The following is a 20,537-nucleotide window of genomic DNA, read 5'->3' on the forward strand; positions in this document are numbered from 1 at the left end:
AAATTTTAATCGTTTTTCAATACAATGAGTTTGAAGGAAAATTTCCTTTGAAAGTGTCATTTATTAATATAATTTAAAATATGAGAAAATTTTATTTATTGCTATTTCTTCTTGTTTTTAAAATTGTTTCAGCGCAAAATTCACAGCTTTATTATTCAGGAATATTTTTAAATCATAAAGAAAAGCCACAGAATTTTTTAAAGGTTTTAAATAAAAACAGCGGTGTTTATGAATTGACCGATGAAAAGGGTTTTGCCATCATCGCTGCAAAAGCATACGACACTTTAGTTTGGAATAATGGGAAAAATAGGCTCGTTGTCTACGGATTAAGTGATCTCAAAACTATTTTAGAAAATAAAATTGATAAAAAAAGAGTAGAAAATGTTCGAAGTAAGGCTTATGATAGTCTGGTTTCTAAAAAAACGAAGGATGAATTTAGTATTGAGAATTCTCCTCAAAAGTTGACGGTAAAATCAGATAAAAATTTTAATTCAATAAGAAAATTAAAAGAGATCGCTCAAGATACTTTTAAACTTAAAAGACAAACGAAAACATATTTGAATTTTAATGGAAGTTTTACCACTTCTTTTGACGTCAAAAGTAGAAATTCTGTTCCACAGACTCAGACTCAATATGTTCAGGGAAGATCGAAAAATGGGCAACTGGTTTGGCAAGGTCCTGAAACCAATGAGCTCTTCAGTTTTGGGCCGGATATTTCTACATTAGGGTTTGATAATCAATCGTATGAGTATGACCAAAACGGAAGATTAATTCCTTTGATAAATGAAAATTCACCAGCAAAAGTTTACAAAAATGATCTATTTAAAACTACTGTTGGCTACAATAATCAACTAAGGTTGAGCGCATTCATCGGAGATAATGGCTATGGCTATTATAATAATGATAAATTCCGGCTATCATTAGATTTAGGACAGCAGAAAGATCAGATGTATTTTATTGATCATTATAATATTATAAATTCTTTTAAAACGAAACTAAGTACAAAAATTTTAAAATACAGCTTAAATTTTGTCTTTAATTATGAAGAAAATAAAGCCATAAATTCCAATAGAATCGGACTTTTCAACAGAGCTTATCAAAATTTTTTACTGACACCGATTTCTTTTTCAAATAGTCAGAATTTGTTGTTGTCAAACGGTTTTCAGAGAAGTTACAGCCAGTTTGCAGACAATCCACAGTTTTTATTTGATCAGGAAAATAAATACAATTATCGGGATAACAGAAGACAATTCAGCTTTGATCTGGCGAGAAATTGGGGTGATTTTAGATTGAATGTTACTCAGTCTTATGAGAATGATTACTTCTGGAATTTAGACAGTTACAAACCTTCAACATACGGATTTGCCAATGGGATTTTAAATGAAAGATCTCAAAATAATAAATTATATAATTCTAATATTTTAGGAACTTATTCCTTTGGAAGATATGATTTTAGGAGTGAGGTAGGATTTAATCATATTTTGAATGATAGAGAATCAAATATTTACAATAATTCAAATAATAAAAATTATTTATATCAAAGAACGTCACAAGATTATATTTTTAATTACAAAGTTGATTACGATGATTATGATTTTAAGGCAGGAGCAAATATTGGAAACGCATTCTATATATCGAATACTTCTAAGGAAAATAATTATTGGCTTCCAAAAGTAGGCGCGTACGTCACGTTTGAAGATATTTTTAATTGGAATAACATCAATTTTAAAATGCTCGGAACCTACACACAATTGAGTTCAGAGCCGGAAATTACAAGATCTTACGCTTCTTACGGAACAACTTTATTCAATGCTCAAGATTCGCATCAATATTTCCCGATCAATGAAGTAGAAACCTTTAAAAATTTATCAAATATCAACAGTAAAGAATGGAAAGCCGGTTTTGTATTGAGTTACAGACGTAACCTGAATGTAGAAGCCGAATATTTTAAAAGAAAAACGACTAACGATATTTTTCCTGTGTTTGAAAACAATCAGTTGAAATTAAAAAACCTTGCAGATCATACCTACAGCGGTTATGAGGTGAATTTTTCTTACGATAATATTTACTTGGATAGAGATTTTAGAATGAACCAGAAAGTTTCATTTTTTAAATATAAAGATATAGTTGACAGGGTAAATACTGGCTACAATAATCTTGCACTTTCTGGTTTTAGTGATATTTATAAAACGTTGACAGAAGGTCATATTTTAGGAGTGATAATGGGGAGTTATTTTGAGAGAAATACAAATGGAGAATTGATTATCGATGAATTTGGTTATCCTAAAAAAGCGGACGGAATGAAAATAATTGCAGATCCGACTCCCGATTTTGTATTAAAATTCAATCATAATATTACATATAAAATGTTGTCATTAGACATTAATTGGGAATGGAAAAAAGGCGGACAAATTTGGAACGGAACTCAAGCTGTTCTTGATTATTATGGACGTTCTCAAACTTCTGCTGACGAAAGAAATATCAAAAATTATGTTTTTCAAGGAGTAAATTCAAGCGGAAATACCAATCAGATTCCAGTTGATTTTTACAATCCGAATCAAGATGTTTCAGAAAACCGATGGACGAGATATGGATATTTGGGCGTTGCAGAAAATTATGTTCAAAAAGCAGACTACATAAGGATCAACAATATTTCTTTGACGGCAAAATTTGACGTAGGAATTTTCAAAAGAGGACTGGGAATTACATTTTATGTGAATAATATTCTGCTTTGGCAGGCCAATAAAGGCGCAGATCCTAATCAAAATTTCTACGATTTTGATAACGGAAGAGGGCTCGATTTCTTCAATCTTCCTTCTTATAAGACTTTTGGGTGTATGGTTTCATTTCAATTTTAATTTATGAATTTCAAGTTTACATTATATATCATACTAGGATTTTTGTTTTCAAATTTGAGTTTGAAAGCGCAAAATCAGTTTAAAGATTTCGAGAAAGAAAAAACGTACATACAGACCAATCATGTTTTTTATAAACCTGGTGAGGAAATGTACTTTAAAATTTACATTATAAAAGCAGAAAATAATCTTCCTGCCGATCAAAGTAAGGTCGTGAATTTTGAATTGATTGATCCAAGCGGAAGTGTCATTAAAAAAGACAAATACGAAATTAAAAACGGCTATGCAGAAGGATATTTCTATTTTAATGATGAAATGAAAGGCGGAATTTACAAGATCCGAGCTTTTACGAATTGGATGCAGAATGAAGAAGGAAAAAATGCATTTGAAAAAGAAATTACTTTACAGAAAATTGTTTCCCCAAGAATTTTAATGAAACTTGATTTTCCTAAAAAAGGGTACGGAGCAGGAGATGAAGTGTTGGCGGATTTTTCGATGAGAAGCCTGAGCAATTTGCCGATTCCTTTTTATGAGGCGGATTTTACAGTGATGCACAACGGTGAAACCATTTCACAAGGAAAATTTATTACAGATAAAGAAGGAAAAAAACAGTTGAAATTTACTCTTCCGGCAGTTTTAAAATCTTCTGATGCTTTGTTGAATATCAAAGTGAATTTTGAAGGATTTACAGAGTCTATTTCCAGAAATATTCCGATTGTTCTGAATAATCTTGATGTAAAATTTATGCCTGAAGGCGGAACTTTCATTAATGGAATCGAACAAAATATCGCTTTCAAAATATTAGATGAATTTGAGAAACCTGTTGATGCAGTTTTAGCAATTTGTAATCAAAATAATCAAAAAGTTGCAGAAGTTTCGGCTTACAATTTTGGGATGGGAAGTTTTCTTTTTACGCCTAAAAAAGGCGAAAATTATTATGCTAAAGTTGTAAAACCCGAAAATATTAATCAGGTTTATCAGCTTCCATTAGCTAAAGGTGAAGGTGTTGTTTTTAATCTCAATAAAGAAAATGGAAAGATCAATTTTAAAATTATTTCAACAGATGAAAAAAATGTTGTTGTGAAAGGAAGTTTCCGTGAAAAAGAGGTTTACACGAAATCATTTTCTTTAAAAAATGGATTGAATGAATTTCAAATTTCAGAAAGTGAGCTTCCAATCGGGATTTCCAGATTTACTGTTTTTGAAGGACAGATTCCTCTTGCCGAACGTATTGTTTTTGCCAATGAAAACAAGCAGATGAATGTAAAGATAATGCCAATCAAGAAAAATTATCTTCCAAGAGAGAAAGTAATTGTAAATGTTGAAACGACAGACGAAAATAATCAACCCATTCCTGCAAACCTTGCAATGAGTGTGGTTGACGACAAGCTTTGGACATATGCCGATGATAAACAAAATCATATCATCTCTTGGCTTTTGATGGATTCTGAGTTAAGAGGAAAAATTGAGAAACCACAGTTTTATTTCGATAAAAAAGAAGAAAAAGCAAAAAAAAGTCTTGATCTGGTAATGCTTACGAACGGTTACAGATATTTTGAATTGCTTCCTGAAATTATCAAAAACCAGAAATATAAATATCTTCCGGAAAAGAAAAATCCGATCTACGGAATTGTAGAAGATGAAAAGAAAAACCCTGTAAAAGCGGAGGTTTATTTGGTCAATGGTTCATTAATCAAAAAACAAATTACTTCAGATGATGGAACATTTTATTTTTCAGATCTGAATGGTCAGGAAAACTATCGTTTGATTGCAAAATCTTTTCAGCCAAAACAAGAAGTAAAGATCCTAATTTTATCTTATAAACTAGCGGTAAATCCACTGACGAAAAAATCATTGAACAATGCAAATGTAGAAGAAGTGGTGAAGGAAGCCGTAAAAGAAGCGGATAAAAAATTAACTAACGAAGAAAAAAATAAAAGTCGTGCTGAAAACCGTTCTAATACTTCCAAATTGAGACGTTTAAGCGATACCGTAAAATCACAAAATATAGAGGAAGTTGTTGTTTTGGGATATTCCCGTATGTCTGCAAAAGCGAAATCAACCGCAGCTACAGTAACAGTAGATAACAATGGTTTTCAAAACCCTAATATAGCTTCAGTTTTGAGCGGTAAGGTTGCCGGGCTTATTATAAATACGACAAATGGTCTACCGGGAAGTCCTATTAATGTACAAGTAAGAGGATCTGCTTCGATTTCTAATAAAACTCCTTTGTTTGTGGTGGATGGTGTTCCGGTAGAGAACTTTAAAACGACGATTAATCCTGATGATATTAATAGTATTACAGTTCTTAAAGATGCTGCTGCGACTTCTATTTATGGAAGTCAGGGAGCAAACGGCGTTATTGTCATTAATTCTTTCAAAAACCGAATATCCCATATCAAATTTGATATTACTCCAAAATCATATTATGCAGTGATGACTATTCCGAGGGATAGTTTAGTGAGATATTCTTACAGCAGAGATTTTTATTATCCCGTTTACCAAACGACAAATACTTCATATCGACACGATTATAGAGAAAGTATTTATTGGAATCCAATTGTAGAAACCGATAAAAACGGAAAAGCTCAGGTTGAATTTTATAATTCTGATGCCAATACAGCTTTCAGAATTATGACGGAAGGAATTTCGTCTTCGGGATTAATCGGAAGAGACGAAACAACTTATGCCGCACAAAGTCTGATTTCAATTGATGCTAAAATTCCGCAATATTTAACGAGAACAGATCAAATGACGATTCCTGTTGTGATTAAAAATAATTCGTCCGAAACCAGAAAAATGACAATGGATGTAATTGTTCCAAATCGGGTTAAATTGATGAAATCTGACAGTATTATTACGTTAAAGCCATTAGAATCTGGAAGATTATTTGTGCAAATACAAACAGATGAAATTATTAATTCTAATATTCAGTTTAGCGTAAAATCTGGTGATTTCAGAGAGACGATGATCCTTCCTTTTAGTGTTGAGGAGAAAGGTTTTCCGCATCGTTATTCGATCATTAATAATAAATCTGAGGATATAAAAATCGACATTCCGGACTATATCAACAGAAGTTTCTTCGCATCATATTATGTTTACGAAAATACAGCATTACAGATGTTTGAAGATATAGAAAGACTGAAAAAAGAGCCTTACGGATGTTTTGAACAGTTGTCGTCAACGGTTTATCCTAATATTTTCATTCTGGATTATTTAAAATCTGTCAAGAAAATTACACCAGAAACAGAAAGTCTTGTCATTAGAAACATGAAAAAAGGTTATCAGAAAATGTTGAGTTATAAAAATAGAGACGGCGGTTTCGGATACTTCAATTCCGCGGAGTCTGATGTGGCAATTTCTGCTTTTGCTTTGCTGGAATTTAGAGATTTAAAAAAGTATGTGAATATTGATTCAAAATTAATTCAAAACCTTACCAATTTCATTTTATCCAAGAAAAATCAAAACGGAATTTTTGAGGTAAGAAAAAGTTACGAAATCAATCATCCTTATTCTGAATTTGCATGGTCGAGAAATATGTATGTTTTATATGCTTTGTCTAAAATCGGCTTTAAAAATGAGCTGGAAGAATCGTATAAAATCAGTTTAAATAAAGCTTTGGCGACAAAAGATTCTTATCAGTTGGCTTTAATGGCTAATGTGTCTGTCAATCTTGGGAAAACAAAAGAATATGAGACACTTTTGGGTCTTTTAAATAAACAATACGAAGAAAAAAATGTAAAGACAAAAATAACATTCACAGGATCAGGCGGAAGATCTGCCAACGCAGAAACATTGTCGTTATATGTCATGGCTTTGCAGAAAGATGAAAAATTAAATCAGTTACAGATTGCCGAAGTTGCTGATGAATTAATCAATTACAACGGATATTACGGTTTTGGTTCTACACAGGCAACAACATTAGCATTGGAAGCTTTGTCTCAGTTTTTTGCTAAAAATGAAAAATTATACGGCAATGAAAAACCTAAAATAAAGATCAATGGAGCAGAGGTTAACGTCAATAATTCACTAGGATCTGCCTTTAAAACAGGAGAAAATACAATCAGTGTAAATTATCCGACTCAAAAAGGTCTTCCTTATAAATTGGATTATCAATATTTCACGTTGCAGGCTCCGAAAAGTGCTGATATTCCTTTAACAATGGAAACGAACTTAAAATCTGAAATTTCAAAAGTGGGAGAGACCAACAGAATGACAATTTCAATTAAAAATAAAATTAATGGTCAATTGCCAATGACGACAGCCAAAATCGGAATTCCTGCTGGATTAACATTACAAAATGCCTTGCTGAAAGATTTAATGGATAAAAAACAGATCGCTTATTATGAAATTTTTGATAATTATTTGGTTCTGTATTGGGAACATTTCGATGCTAATGAAACGAAAGTTATCAATCTGGATTTAAAAGTAGAATTTGCAGGTGAATACACAGGAAAAGCCAGCAACGTCTATCTTTATTATATGCCGGAATCTAAGTTCTGGAATGAAGGAATTAAAGCCAAAATTGAACCTTAATGGATAAAAAAATAAAATAAACTGAAACCTTTTTTAATTTCTGCATCTATTATATAACAAACCTGTTTAAACTAATTAAAAAATTAACCACAAAAGATACAAAAGCAATGATTTAAAATTTAACAGTTTTGAAAACAATAGCCCTCAAAAGAATAAAAATCAAAGATTTTTAAAGCTAATGTGGTCTTTTTGCGGTCTATTGGTTAACTTAAAATACTAATGTGTTAATCTTTTGTTGCTTTTGTGGTTAAAACAAAAAGTTCAAACTCGTTCAAAGCTTGATTATCAGAAATAATTATAGCCATCAAATTTATTTATATTTAACAACGAAAAAATAATCATGAAAAAAATTAGTATATCAATATTGGCTTTGGCTTTATTAGGAAGTTGTAAGACCAAAACTGTTTCAGAATCTACAAAAGAATCAAAACCTTTAAGTGTAAAAAAAGATAAAGATCAGGATGGAATTCCCAATAAATTAGATCAATGTCCAGAAATTGCTGGGCCTGTGGAAAACAACGGCTGCCCTTGGCCGGAGGCGGATGGTGACGGTATTATCGACAAAGACGATGCTTGCCCAACAGTTGCAGGTCCTGCGGAAAATAATGGTTGTCCTTGGCCTGACACAGATGGAGACGGAATTCTGGATAAGGATGATGCTTGCCCAACCGTTCCAGGAATGCCCGAGTATAACGGTTGCCCGAAACCTAGAACGCAGGTAGCAATGGAAGTTGAATCATCATTAGAAAGTGTTGCGATGGTAGGTTCATATAAAAAGCAAAAGAGTAATGTTCTTTCAAAGCCTGTAAAACAAGCTAAAACTGCAACTGATAATAAAGTTTACAATAAAAAAATTACGACAACAGCCTCAAAAAAAGGGGTAAAACAAATCAGCAATACTGACGAAGAATATAATTCATTGGTTGAAAATCCTTTTGAATCAACCAAAAATCAGCCTGTTTCTACGTTTTCTATTGATGTGGATAATGCTTCTTATTCCAATATCCGAAGAATGATCAATTACGGAAGTATTGTTGATAAAGATGCCGTGAGAATAGAGGAAATGATTAATTATTTTAAATATGATTATCCTCAACCTGAAAATAAGCAACCTTTCGGAATCAATACAGAATACAGCGATTCTCCGTGGAATCCTAATCATAAACTGTTGAAAATCGGGCTTCAGGGAAAAAATATTGCGATGGAAAATCTTCCGAATTCCAATATTATTTTTCTGATCGATGTTTCGGGTTCTATGGATGAGAGCAATAAACTTCCTTTGTTAAAATCTTCGCTTAAAATTTTGTTGGATCAACTCAAACCACAGGATAAAGTCGGAATTGTTGTCTATGCCGGAAATGCAGGGACAGTTTTGGAACCAACTTCGGCTGCAGAAAAAGAAAGAATCATTAAAGCATTAGATAAACTTCAGGCAGGTGGAAGTACAGCAGGAGGAGAGGGAATTGAATTAGCTTACAAATTGGCTCAGGAAAATTTTATTAAAGGTGGAAATAATCGTGTAGTTTTGGCTACAGACGGGGATTTCAACGTTGGAATTTCTTCTGAAAAAGGTCTTGAAACTTTAATTGAAGAAAAAAGAAAAACCGGAATTTTCCTTACCTGTCTTGGCTACGGAATGGGAAATTATAAAGATAACAGACTGGAAACCTTGGCAGATAAAGGAAACGGAAACTATGCTTATATTGATAATTTACAGGAAGCTAATAAGTTCTTGGGAAGAGAATTCGCAGGAAGTATGTACACCATTGCTAAAGATGTGAAAATTCAGATTGAATTTAATCCGAAATTTGTAAAATCGTATCGATTAATTGGTTATGAAAACAGAAAATTAAGAAATGAAGATTTTACAAACGATAAAATTGATGCAGGAGAATTGGGAAGCGGGCACACGGTAACTGCTTTGTATGAAGTGATTCCTACAGGTGTAAGTTCTTCATATGCTCCGAAGGAAAGTAAGTTAAAATATTCTTCAAGTTCAACTTCAGAAAATTTCGGAGATGAGGTGGCGACTGTAAAGTTCCGTTACAAAAAGCCTGATGGAGATAAAAGTACAGAGATCACGAAAGTGGTTAAGGATTCTAATGAGTCTATTTCACAATCGAGTCCGGATTTCAAGTTTGCGACTTCCGTTGCCTGGTTTGGATTGGTTTTAAGAGATTCTAAATTAATTAAAGAAAAAGATCTCAATACAATTGAGAATTTAGCCAAAGAAGGAAAAAACAAAGATGAAGAAGGCTATAGATCTGAATTTATAAGATTAGTTGAAAGCTATAAATCAATCAAAAAATAAAGCAAAGACAGGCATTCATATCGGGTGTCTGTTTTATTTTAAAATAAACTTTCAAATATTATTGAAAGTTCGAAAATTATTATTACATTTGTAAAAGAAATTAAAAGTAAAACAAAATGCAACTTTCAGAAGCTAAAGAAAAATATATTCAGACTTGGGGAACATTCGCTACGAATTGGGGAATCAACCGTACGATGGCGCAGGTTCACGCTTTGCTGTTGGCAAGTGGTAAAGCATTGTCTACTGATGAGGTGATGGAGCAGCTTGAAATTTCAAGAGGAAACGCCAATATGAATCTTCGAGCCTTGATGGATTGGGGAATTGTGAAAAAAGAATTCATAAAAGGTGAAAGAAAAGAATATTTTTTAGCTGAAAAAGATGTTTGGTACCTCTTCAAACAGATTACAAAAGAGCGTAGAAAAAGAGAGATCGAACCTGTAATTTCCTTTTTAGAAGAACTTAAGGATATTGAAGATAAAGATTCTGAAGGAGCAAAAGAGTTTATCAAATTAATGGATGATTTCAGTTCTGTAACAGGAAAAATCAACAATATTATGGATCTTGCGATTAAAAGTGATGATCACTGGCTGGTCGGAAAGATCACCAACTTATTAAAATAGAAAGGACTTCAAAATCCTTTTTTATTTCAAATAAACTTTCAAAAATTATTGAAACTATAATATTTATAAAATGTTCAATATAATTTCATACATGCTTTTTCTTTCTATCAGTTCGTATATCACGATCGATGTGGGGCGAAGATGTTTCAATTCCGGAAAAGTCTATTTGGAATATCTGATCAAAGACAAACATTTTTGCTTAACGGTCAACAGAATACTTTTAGGGAGTTATTATTTGGTCAACCTCGGCTATATCGCTATCAGCTTGAGTTCTTGGGGGGAAATAATAAGTATGGACGAAGTTTTGGCAACCGTTTTTAGCCGTATCGGATACATCATTTTGATTCTTTGCTTTTTACATTTTACAAATATTCTCATGCTTTATATTTTAAGAAAAAAATTAACAATAAAATAAAATTATCATGACTGCAACTATCCTTACCCAAACGTACAACTTTTCAGCGTACATGATCTACTTACCAATTGTAATCGCGCTTACAGTTTTGGTTTCTCAATTTCTGTTTAAAAATTCAAAAACTTTTATGATTGATATTTTTCACCAGAAAGAAGACATCGCAATGGCAACAAATTCACTCTTTAAAATTGGTTTTTACCTTTTAAATATTGGATTTGCCTTATGTATTATTGAGTTTTTTCAAATCGAAACCGTTGAAAGGTTGGTCGTCGCAGTAAGTAGAAAAATTGGTGGATTCTCTATCTATCTGGGAATAATGATGCTTTTAAACCTGTTACTTTTCTTGAAAGGCCGTAAACACGCAATGAACAAAGAAAAACAAATTCAAAATGAAAACATTGATCTTTAAAATTTGGATGTATTTCACTTTCAAATTTCAAAATAAACGAACACGAGGCGATTTTTTAAACCTTTAAAATTCATAGCCATGAAAACTATTTTAACACACGATTCAAAAATCCAGCAAGGAGTTATCTTATTATTTATATTGACGATTTTGATCGCTGTATTGTCAAAGAAAGAATTTCTCGCTTTTGCAATAATCATTGAATTTTTTATCATTGCATTTGTACAATACACTTTGAATATTATTAAGTTTTTCAATAAAAAATATATAAAAACAGAGTCTAGAAAGGTTTATATGTTTCTTTCAACATATGTAGTTATAGGCGTTTTTATATGGATATTTGCTTGTGTTTTTTATATAAAAGGTTTAAAAGATATTTTTGAAATATTGGTTTTCACTTGGCTCATTCTTTCTCCTGTTCTTATTTTACAATCCTTATGTATTAGTTTTTTTGATGCTAAAAATCATAAAGGCGTAATAAATGAAAACATAAATCTTTAAAATTCATAGCCATGAAAACTTTCATTAAAAATGATTTCTACATTCAAGTTTATTTTCTTGTCGGAGGATTACTTTCAATATTTGTAGGAATAGCAGTTGGTTGGGGAATAATGCCATTTTACTTTGTTGTAGGAATTCCTCAATTAATTAGTTTTTTACTCAAAATTTTTCAAAAGAAAAAAAAGACTATAAGCTACATCATTTATGGACTTTTTATAATGCCTGTCTGGATTTCATTCTTAATAATGTTTATGTTTAAGAATAATCATGAAGTCACCAATTTTTTTGGAACTATTTTAATTGCATCTCTTTTATACAGCCCTTTCTTAGCTATTCTATATGTCTACGACAATTACAAATTATATCAATCTTTAAATCAGCACAAATGAAAACTTTAAAAAACCACACCCTCATCTACGACAATGAATGCCCCATGTGCAACATCTATTCAAAAGGTTTTACAAAATGCGGAATGCTTGATGAAAACGGAAGAGAAGCCTTTACAGAATTGTCTTTGAAGAATAAAAATTTAATAGATTTCAAACGTGCAAAAAACGAAATCGCTTTGGTCGATCACAACAAAAACGAAGTGATTTACGGATTAGATAGTTTATTATTAATTATTGGAAATTCCTTCCCATTATTAGAAAAAATTGCCAGAATACGACCTCTGTATTGGTTTTTCAAAAAGCTGTATTCTTTTGTTTCTTACAATCGAAAACAGATCATTCCATCAAAAAAAGATGATACAGACCAATCTTGTATTCCTGATTTTAATTTGAAATACAGAATCGCATACATTACATTCGTTGTATTTTTCTCAGCTTATATTTTGAGTTTGTTTACAGTAAAATTAGGATTGAATCTAGGACATAATTTTTTAAGAGAATTTATAGTTTGTTTAGGTCAAATTGCTTGGCAAACTACATTTTTAAAAGCTTATTTAAAAGAAAAATTTTGGAATTATCTTGGTAATATGATGACCGTTTCAATGATTGGAACATTACTTTTAATTCCTGTTTTATTCATCAACTTAAATCCAATTTTCAACATTATTTACTTCGGAATCGTAGTTTCCATAATGTTTTTGGAGCATTTGAGAAGGTGCAAAATTTTAAAATTAAATTATCTTCCAACAATTTCCTGGACTCTTTTCAGAATGACAGCTTTAGCAATAATTATTTGGTTAAATTTTTAAAAACAGCTCAAAAGAGTCCCAACGGGACGATTTAGCAAAGGATAGGATGCAATCCTATCAACCTAAAAAATAAATAAAAAATGTCAACAATCCATTTAAAAACAATCATCAAAGCCGATATTCACACCGTTTTCGATTTAGCAAGAGACATTGATTTACATCAAAAATCAACTTTCAAAACAGGCGAAAAAGCAATTGCAGGGAGAACTTCAGGATTAATTGAAGAAGGCGAAACGGTGACCTGGCGGGCAAAACATTTAGGTATTTATCAAACACACACTTCAAAGATTGTCAGCATGGAAAAACCTTATCAATTCACAGATATGATGTTGAAAGGAACTTTTAAATCATTTAAACATCAACATATTTTTAACCAAGAGGGCAAAAACACAATAATGACTGACATTCTCGAATTTGAATCTCCATTTGGAATCATTGGAAAACTTTTCAACCATTTTTTTCTTAAAAATTATATGAAAAATTTTCTGGTAGAACGAAATAAATTAATCAAAATTACGGCAGAATCTAAGAGCCACAAAGTGGCGACTTAATAAAGAATAGGATAAAATCCTATTAAATATATCAATCAACCAATTAATAACAAAAAACAACACAATGAACTTCCTAAAAGCCGAATGGCGAAAATTAGCAATCATAAACTACGAAATCAATCCAGAAATTCTATTAAAATATCTTCCTGAAGGCACAGAACTCGATTTTTATAAAGAAAAATGTTACGTAAGCTTGGTTGGTTTTATGTTTTTAAACACAAAATTATTAGGGTTTCCAATTCCTTTTCACAGAAATTTTGAAGAAGTCAATTTGAGATTTTATGTAAAGAAAAAAGAAGGTAATGAGTATAAAAGAGGTGTAGTTTTCATCAAAGAAATTGTTCCGAAACCTGCTTTGAGTTTTGTCGCGAATTCAATTTACAAAGAAAATTACAAAACAATGCCGATGAAAAATTTTATTAATGAAAAAGATGGAGAACTATTAATAAAATACTCTTGGAAAGATAAAACTTGGCATTCTATAGAAATCACAGCTGAAAACGAACCATTACCAATGGAAAATAATTCAGAATTTGAATTTATTACCGAACATTATTTCGGTTTCACAAAAAGAGAAAATAAAACCTCAGAATACGAAGTCTGTCATCCAAAATGGAATTATTATTTAGTCAAAAATCATCAGCTCGAAATTGATTTTAATAAGATCTACGGAAAAGATTTTGAATTTTTAAATGATCAAAAGCCAATTTCCGTAATGCTTGCAGAAGGCTCTGAAATACAAGTTAAAACTAAGAAATATCTGGCTTAAAATATATTCAAAAACAGCTAGTATTAGCGCTGTCATGCTGAGTTTGTCGAAGCATCTCAACAAAAAAACATTAACTTGCAACCAACAACTATCAACCAAACCAAAATGAAAATAATCATCGCCGCCGGAACCGGATTTCTCGGAAAAAATCTTGAAAAATATTTTACAGAAAAAGGAAATGAAGTTTATATTTTAACAAGAAATCCGAAACGTAAAAACGAAATTCATTGGGATGCCAAAACTTTAGGCGAATGGGAAAATTTGCTTGAAAATTCTGATGTTTTAATCAATCTCGCAGGAAAATCTGTCGATTGTCGATATACCGAGAAAAACAAAAAGGAAATTTATTCTTCAAGAATTGAAAGTACAAGAGTTCTTCAACAAGCCGTTGATCAATGTGTTAATAAACCTAAAGTTTGGTTGAATGCAAGTTCAGCAACAATTTACACACACTCAGAAACACAATTAAATACAGAAGAAAACGGAATCATTGGTGACGATTTTTCCATGAATATCTGCAAAAGCTGGGAAAAAGAATTTTTTACTATTAAAAATGAAAATGTACGAAAAGTAGCGTTACGAACTTCAATTGTTTTAGGTAATAATGGGGGTGCTTTTCCAAAATTAAAATTAATTACAAAATTAGGATTGGGCGGAAAACAGGGAAGAGGAAATCAAAATGTAAGCTGGATTCACATCGATGATTTTTGTAAAGCGATCGAACACATTATTGATAACGAAAATATATTCGGAGTAATCAACATAACTGCTCCAAATCCTTTATCTAACGAAGAATTTATGAGGAAATTAAGAAAAGAAATGAAAATCCCATTTGGATTAAATGCTCCTGTTTGGCAATTAGAAATAGCGTCAATTTTCTTAAAAACCGAAACAGAATTATTATTAAAAAGCAGAAACGTTTATCCCGAAAAATTAATCAAAAACGGATTTGAATTTTCTTATCCAAATATCGAATCTGCATTTAGAAATTTGATTTAAACACAAAAAGCACAAATGTTTTCACAGATAAACACAAAAACTTAAAATTAAATTGAAAAAAGTAATATATGAGCCACAAAATGGCGATTTATTTAAGGATAGGATAAAATCCTATTAACAAACCAATTAGATAAAACAGATTAAAAATCAAAATTTCCCGAAACACAACCATTTGCCAGTTCACAAATGATGATTAAATTAGCGAAAACTAAACTGCAATGTTAATCAGACAAAAAGTAAAAACCATATTTCTTTCATCATTCCTCATATCATCTACTTTTTTTTCACAGGCTCACAATGTTTCGGAGGGCTACCAAAAACCAACTGATCCGCTTGTTATTCAGAATCTTGAAAACTGGCAGGATTTAAAATTCGGGCTTTTCATGCATTGGGGAACGTACAGCCAATGGGGAATTGTGGAAAGTTGGAGTCTTTGCCCCGAAGACGAATCATGGACGCAACGTAAACCCGAACACGGAAAATCTTACAATGAATACGTGAAAAACTATGAAAATCTTCAGACGACTTTCAATCCGACTCAATTTAATCCGCAAAAATGGGCAGATGCGACCAAAAAAGCAGGAATGAAATATGTGGTTTTTACAACAAAGCATCACGACGGTTTTGCAATGTTCGATACCCAACAGTCTGATTATAAAATTACTTCCTCAAAAATGCCTTTTTCTAAAAATCCGAAAGCGGATGTAACGAAAGAGATTTTCAATACATTTAGAAAAGAAGGTTTCAAAATCGGAGCTTATTTCTCAAAACCCGATTGGCACTCTGATGATTATTGGTGGTCGTATTTTCCGCCGAAAGACCGAAATGTGAATTATGATCCAAAAAAATATCCTGAAAGATGGGAAAACTTTAAAAAATTCACATTTAATCAGCTAAACGAGATCACTTCAAACTACGGTAAAATCGATATTCTTTGGCTAGACGGAGGTTGGGTTCGCCCATTCAACACCATCGATCAAAAAGTAGAATGGCAGAGAACGATCAAAGTTGAACAAGATATTGACATGGATAAAATAGGTACAATGGCTCGCAAAAATCAACCCGGAATTATCATTGTAGACCGCACCGTTCCCGGAAAATGGGAAAATTATGTGACGCCTGAACAAGCCGTTCCTGAACAGGCACTTTCGATTCCATGGGAGAGCTGTATCACGATGGGAGATTCGTTTTCATATGTTCCGAATGATAATTACAAATCGTCTCAGAAAATTATTGAAACTTTAGTTAAAATCATTTCGAGAGGTGGAAATTATCTGATGAATATTGCTCCCGGACCCAACGGAGACTATGATGCTATCGTTTATGAAAGATTAAAGGAAATCTCAACTTGGATGGATAAAAATCAGTCCGCTGTTTTTGCAACAAGAGCTGTTGCACCTTATCATGAAGGAGATTTTTATTATACTCAAAGCAAAGACGGAAAAACAGTTAATATTTTTCACATTGATGAAAAAACGAATTATCAGGCTCCATCAACGTTAAATTTTCAAATTCCTGAAAATTTTAAACCAAAATCATTGAAAATATTAGGAATTTCCTCAAAAATTCAATGGAAAAAAACAGGAAATTTTATTGAAATAAATTTACCAAAAGAAAGAACACAATTAAAATATTCAACTGTAATTCAAATAACACAATAGTTGAATTTGTAAACTTTTTTTTGTCTTAAAATGACATAGGAAATCGGAGCGTTAAGAAAATAAAGTCTGTGAACGTTAAGAAAATTCTACTGTTTGAGCGCGACACAAATCGTGAACTGAAAAACCACTATTAAATTCGCGCGAGTTTTAGAATTTTTAGAGAACAGATTTTATTTTTAGCGGAGGGTTCCAAGTCTTGAACTTTTGGTTCTTTTGTTTCTTTTGTTTCAAGACAAAAGAACTGATTTTAAACTAAATTATTTACGATGCCTTTTAAACTCAGATTTAAAATTATAGTAATTTCATTATTGAGCATTACATTTATTACCGCTCAAAAACCCTTATACAAAGATCCCAAACAACCTGTAGAAGCCCGGGTTCAGGATTTGTTGAAAAGAATGACTCCCGAAGAAAAATTCTGGCAGTGTTTTATGATTCCCGGAGATTTGGACAATGTTCCGAAAGGTCAATATTCCCACGGAATTTTTGGTTTACAGGTGAGCGCAGGAAATCAAGGTGGTGGAGTTGCAGGACAACTCTTGAAATATAATGCCAATGAAGATGCAGAAAGATTGGCAAAAAAAATCAATGCAATTCAAAAATATTTTGTGGAAGAATCACGATTGGGAATTCCTATTATCCCTTTTGATGAAGCTTTACATGGATTAATGCGAGAAGGCGCAACGGCTTTTCCACAAGCGATTGGTTTGTCGGCGACTTTCAACCCTGAGTTAATGAAAGAAGTTTCAACAGCGATCGCAAAAGAAACGAAATTGAGAGGAATTCGTCAGATTTTGACACCTGTTGTCAATTTGGCGAGCGACGTCCGATGGGGTAGAACGGAGGAAACGTATGGTGAAGATCCGTTTTTGACTTCCGTGATGAGTGTAAATTTTGTCAGTTCTTTTGAAAATCAGGGAATTATTACCACTCCAAAACATTTTTTAGCGAATGTCGGAGAAGGTGGAAGAGATTCATATCCAATTCATTGGAACAAAAGATATTTGGAAGAAACGCATTTGATTCCTTTTCAGAAAGCTTTCACACAAGGCAAAAGCAGGTCGGTGATGACTTCGTATAATTTGTTGGATGGGCGACCTTCAACGGCAAATCATTGGTTATTGACCGAAAAATTAAAAAAAGATTGGAATTTCAAAGGTTTTGTCATTAGTGATGCAAGCGCGGTAGGTGGAGCAAATGTTCTCCATTTTACGGCAAAAGATTATGATGATGCTTCTGCACAGGCGATCAATGCAGGTCTTGACGTGATTTTCCAGACAGAATATCAACATTATAAATTGTTTATTCCACCATTTTTGGATGGAAGAATTTCACAGGAAAGAATTGATGATGCAGTTTCGAGAGTTTTAAGAGCAAAATTTGAATTGGGTTTGTTTGAAAATCCTTACGTTTCCGATGCAGCTATTTCGGAATTAAAGAAATTAAATCACAAACCCTTAGCAGAAAAAACAGCCATTGAATCTTTTGTTTTGCTTCAAAATAATAATCAAACGCTCCCGATTTCGGAAAATATTAAAAAGATTTTAGTGGTTGGGACTGATGCTGTTGATGCAAGATTAGGCGGTTATTCCGGGCCGGGAAACAAGAAAGTGAGTATTTTGGAAGGAATTAAAAATTTCACTAAAAATAAAAATATTGAAGTAAATTATTCAAAAGGAATTGATTGGAGTTTGAAGAATTTCACAACCGTTCCATCCGAATTTTTATCTTTTGAAAACCAAAAAGGTTTGAAAGGAAATTATTTTTCCAATTCTGATTTAAAAGGAAATCCCGCTTTTGAAAAACAAGACGAACAATTAAATTTCAAATGGACTTTATATTCTCCAAATCCTGAAAAGCTACAACCCGACAATTACAGTGTTCGATGGACAGGAAAATTAGAAGCTCCAAATTCAGGAAAATATCAGTTGGGTTTAAGAGGAAATGATGGCTTCAGATTATATGTAAATGGAAAATTGTTGATTGATAATTGGGAAAAGTTGAGTTATTCAACCAAAACTGTTGATATAGATTTTGTAAAAGGTCAAAAATCTGATATTGTCATTGAATTTCATGAAAATAGGGGTGAAGCGAACATTGAACTGATCTGGAATTATGGTTTAAATGATTATCGGAAAGATTTTAATGATGCTTTAAAATTGGCTCAAGATGCAGATTACATCATTGTTACCGCAGGAATTCATGAAGGTGAATTTCAGGATCGCTCTTCGTTGAGCCTTCCCGGAAATCAGGAACAATTTATTCAGGAAGTTTCAAAATTAAATAAACCGACAACAGTTGTTTTGGTTGGCGGTTCTGCAATAAAAACTACGGATTGGAAAGATAAAGTCGGGGCTATTTTAGATGTTTGGTACCCGGGAGAAGAGGGTGGAAATGCCGTTGCAAAAGTGCTTTTCGGGGCGGAAAATCCATCGGGGAAATTGCCGATTACGTTTCCGATTGAGGAAGGGCAGTTGCCTTTGACGTACAATCATCACCCGACCGGACGCGGAAATGATTATTATGATTTGAGTGGCGAACCGTTGTATCCGTTTGGTTTTGGATTGAGTTACACAACTTTTGAAATTTCTGATTTACAATTAAATAAAACAAAATATTCTGAAAACGAAACGATTATCGCTAAAGTTCAAGTTAAAAATACAGGTTCGAAAGTTGGAAGTGAAGTCATTCAATTATATATAAAAGATTTGTTGGCTTCAGTTTCAAGACCGATTATTGAGTTGAAAGGTTTTCAAAAAGTAGAATTAAAACCAGGAGAAACTAAACAAATTTCGATTGAAGTTCCAATTCAGAAATTAAAATTTTTAGACGAAAAAATGAATTGGATCGTAGAAAAAGGAACCTACAGAATTATGGTTGGAAATTCCTCTAAAAACCTGACTTTGAAACAGAATATTGAGGTTGAATAATTTTTATTTTATCGCAAGGTTAGACAAAGTTTTCTTGATTTTCTTTATGCACAATTTAAAGATAAACAAGGTCGTAAACTTCTCAAAGAAATACAAGACAAATTAAAATTGTATTACCTTCTTAAATGAAATGCCTTTGTATATCTTTAAAACTTAATTATGGACTTAAATCTTTGTCTAGCCTTGCGATAAAATAAACTTGGTATAATATCTGCATCTAAAAAGTAATTTTTTTAACTTAAATATTTATTGTACAAAATATAATTCCCATACTCTATAATTTTTAACAGTAAATATTATTAATCTTTAAATATAAATGTCATGAACAAATTTTTTATTTTAACTGTATTGTTTTTAGGTTTATCTGTAAATGTTTCTGCTCAAAAAACGCAGGATCAAATCAATAAAGAATATGCTGAACAGTATAGAAAAATCAATGAAAATTCTAAATTATCAGGCCCTGAAAAGGCAAGATTGAAAAAACAATTAGCTTTAAAACAAGATAAGGACAATAAAACCTATGATCTAGCTTACAAAAAGAAATACGGCAATTCTAAAGACGGTAGAAAAAAGCAGGTTGAAGATAAAATTGATCAATTAGAAAAAAAATATGATAAAGAGAAAGATCTGATTGATGATAATAATGGCTTAACAAAAACTCAGAAAAAAACTAGAAAAGAGGCTTTGAAAAAAAGATACGAAAGTCAAAAAGAAGTATTAAAAAAAGAGAAGGATAAAATTTAATGGTACGATATATGTAATATTCACTACGAATCCGAATGAAT

15 protein-coding genes are annotated in these 20,537 nt (G+C 32.0%); all 15 read left to right on the plus strand.

Going from position 1 to position 20,537, the window contains the following annotated elements:
* Window positions 1-80: 80 nt before the first annotated feature.
* The 15 genes from A0O34_RS16360 to A0O34_RS16430 all read left to right on the plus strand — a co-directional run bounded on the left by A0O34_RS16360 (window position 81) and on the right by A0O34_RS16430 (window position 20,496).
* Entirely contained in the window at window positions 81-2,858 is a 2,778-nt protein-coding gene (locus tag A0O34_RS16360; RefSeq protein WP_066756930.1) for a hypothetical protein, read from the plus strand.
* Between the two features lie 3 nt (window positions 2,859-2,861).
* Window positions 2,862-7,391, plus strand: coding sequence for a TonB-dependent receptor plug domain-containing protein (locus tag A0O34_RS16365; protein ID WP_066756933.1), 4,530 nt, complete (start codon window positions 2,862-2,864; stop codon window positions 7,389-7,391).
* Between the two features lie 340 nt (window positions 7,392-7,731).
* Window positions 7,732-9,702, plus strand: a complete 1,971-nt coding sequence (locus A0O34_RS16370; RefSeq protein WP_066756936.1) for a vWA domain-containing protein — start codon at window positions 7,732-7,734, stop codon at window positions 9,700-9,702.
* Between the two features lie 116 nt (window positions 9,703-9,818).
* Window positions 9,819-10,322 (plus strand): GbsR/MarR family transcriptional regulator, encoded by a 504-nt coding sequence (locus A0O34_RS16375; protein WP_066756939.1) that lies wholly within the window; start codon window positions 9,819-9,821, stop codon window positions 10,320-10,322.
* A gap of 70 nt (window positions 10,323-10,392) precedes the next feature.
* Window positions 10,393-10,737 (plus strand): hypothetical protein, encoded by a 345-nt coding sequence (locus A0O34_RS16380; protein WP_157886046.1) that lies wholly within the window; start codon window positions 10,393-10,395, stop codon window positions 10,735-10,737.
* 7 nt (window positions 10,738-10,744) lie between these two features.
* Window positions 10,745-11,146 carry a hypothetical protein gene (locus A0O34_RS16385; RefSeq protein ID WP_066756944.1) on the plus strand — a complete coding sequence of 134 codons (402 nt, stop codon included), beginning with the start codon at window positions 10,745-10,747 and terminating at the stop codon, window positions 11,144-11,146.
* A 78-nt stretch (window positions 11,147-11,224) separates the two neighbouring features.
* Complete coding sequence (locus tag A0O34_RS16390; protein WP_066756946.1) at window positions 11,225-11,644, plus strand: hypothetical protein; 420 nt, start codon at window positions 11,225-11,227, stop codon at window positions 11,642-11,644.
* 11 nt (window positions 11,645-11,655) lie between these two features.
* Window positions 11,656-12,033: a hypothetical protein gene (locus A0O34_RS16395; RefSeq protein WP_066756949.1), complete on the plus strand. Its 378-nt coding sequence runs from the start codon at window positions 11,656-11,658 to the stop codon at window positions 12,031-12,033.
* Window positions 12,030-12,842, plus strand: a complete 813-nt coding sequence (locus A0O34_RS16400; protein ID WP_066756952.1) for a DCC1-like thiol-disulfide oxidoreductase family protein — start codon at window positions 12,030-12,032, stop codon at window positions 12,840-12,842. Before A0O34_RS16395 ends, A0O34_RS16400 begins: the two co-directional genes overlap by 4 nt.
* Before the next feature lie 80 nt (window positions 12,843-12,922).
* Complete coding sequence (locus A0O34_RS16405) at window positions 12,923-13,393, plus strand: SRPBCC family protein (protein WP_066756959.1); 471 nt, start codon at window positions 12,923-12,925, stop codon at window positions 13,391-13,393.
* A gap of 64 nt (window positions 13,394-13,457) precedes the next feature.
* Complete coding sequence (locus A0O34_RS16410; RefSeq protein WP_066756962.1) at window positions 13,458-14,162, plus strand: YqjF family protein; 705 nt, start codon at window positions 13,458-13,460, stop codon at window positions 14,160-14,162.
* Window positions 14,163-14,267: 105 nt separating this feature from the next.
* A complete protein-coding gene (locus A0O34_RS16415) occupies window positions 14,268-15,161 on the plus strand; it encodes a TIGR01777 family oxidoreductase (protein ID WP_066756966.1) in 894 nt (297 codons plus the stop codon).
* 218 nt (window positions 15,162-15,379) lie between these two features.
* A complete protein-coding gene (locus A0O34_RS16420; protein ID WP_066756974.1) occupies window positions 15,380-16,822 on the plus strand; it encodes an alpha-L-fucosidase in 1,443 nt (480 codons plus the stop codon).
* A gap of 266 nt (window positions 16,823-17,088) precedes the next feature.
* Entirely contained in the window at window positions 17,089-19,752 is a 2,664-nt protein-coding gene (locus A0O34_RS16425) for a glycoside hydrolase family 3 N-terminal domain-containing protein (protein ID WP_066756977.1), read from the plus strand.
* 321 nt (window positions 19,753-20,073) lie between these two features.
* On the plus strand, window positions 20,074-20,496 hold the full coding sequence (locus A0O34_RS16430; protein WP_066756980.1) for a hypothetical protein: 423 nt from the start codon (window positions 20,074-20,076) through the stop codon (window positions 20,494-20,496).
* Window positions 20,497-20,537 lie beyond the last annotated feature (41 nt).

The sequence above is a fragment of the Chryseobacterium glaciei genome, assembly GCF_001648155.1.
GTDB classification, from domain to species: domain Bacteria; phylum Bacteroidota; class Bacteroidia; order Flavobacteriales; family Weeksellaceae; genus Chryseobacterium; species Chryseobacterium glaciei.

Excerpts from the sequence above, each read along its gene's own strand:
- A0O34_RS16360 (WP_066756930.1), top strand. The coding sequence starts at position 81 with ATGAGAAAATTTTATTTATTGCTATTTCTTCTTGTTTTTAAAATTGTT.
- A0O34_RS16365 (WP_066756933.1), top strand. The coding sequence starts at position 2,862 with ATGAATTTCAAGTTTACATTATATATCATACTAGGATTTTTGTTTTCA.
- A0O34_RS16370 (WP_066756936.1), top strand. The coding sequence starts at position 7,732 with ATGAAAAAAATTAGTATATCAATATTGGCTTTGGCTTTATTAGGAAGT.
- A0O34_RS16375 (WP_066756939.1), top strand. The coding sequence starts at position 9,819 with ATGCAACTTTCAGAAGCTAAAGAAAAATATATTCAGACTTGGGGAACA.
- A0O34_RS16380 (WP_157886046.1), top strand. The coding sequence starts at position 10,393 with ATGTTCAATATAATTTCATACATGCTTTTTCTTTCTATCAGTTCGTAT.
- A0O34_RS16385 (WP_066756944.1), top strand. The coding sequence starts at position 10,745 with ATGACTGCAACTATCCTTACCCAAACGTACAACTTTTCAGCGTACATG.
- A0O34_RS16390 (WP_066756946.1), top strand. The coding sequence starts at position 11,225 with ATGAAAACTATTTTAACACACGATTCAAAAATCCAGCAAGGAGTTATC.
- A0O34_RS16395 (WP_066756949.1), top strand. The coding sequence starts at position 11,656 with ATGAAAACTTTCATTAAAAATGATTTCTACATTCAAGTTTATTTTCTT.
- A0O34_RS16400 (WP_066756952.1), top strand. The coding sequence starts at position 12,030 with ATGAAAACTTTAAAAAACCACACCCTCATCTACGACAATGAATGCCCC.
- A0O34_RS16405 (WP_066756959.1), top strand. The coding sequence starts at position 12,923 with ATGTCAACAATCCATTTAAAAACAATCATCAAAGCCGATATTCACACC.
- A0O34_RS16410 (WP_066756962.1), top strand. The coding sequence starts at position 13,458 with ATGAACTTCCTAAAAGCCGAATGGCGAAAATTAGCAATCATAAACTAC.
- A0O34_RS16415 (WP_066756966.1), top strand. The coding sequence starts at position 14,268 with ATGAAAATAATCATCGCCGCCGGAACCGGATTTCTCGGAAAAAATCTT.
- A0O34_RS16420 (WP_066756974.1), top strand. The coding sequence starts at position 15,380 with ATGTTAATCAGACAAAAAGTAAAAACCATATTTCTTTCATCATTCCTC.
- A0O34_RS16425 (WP_066756977.1), top strand. The coding sequence starts at position 17,089 with ATGCCTTTTAAACTCAGATTTAAAATTATAGTAATTTCATTATTGAGC.
- A0O34_RS16430 (WP_066756980.1), top strand. The coding sequence starts at position 20,074 with ATGAACAAATTTTTTATTTTAACTGTATTGTTTTTAGGTTTATCTGTA.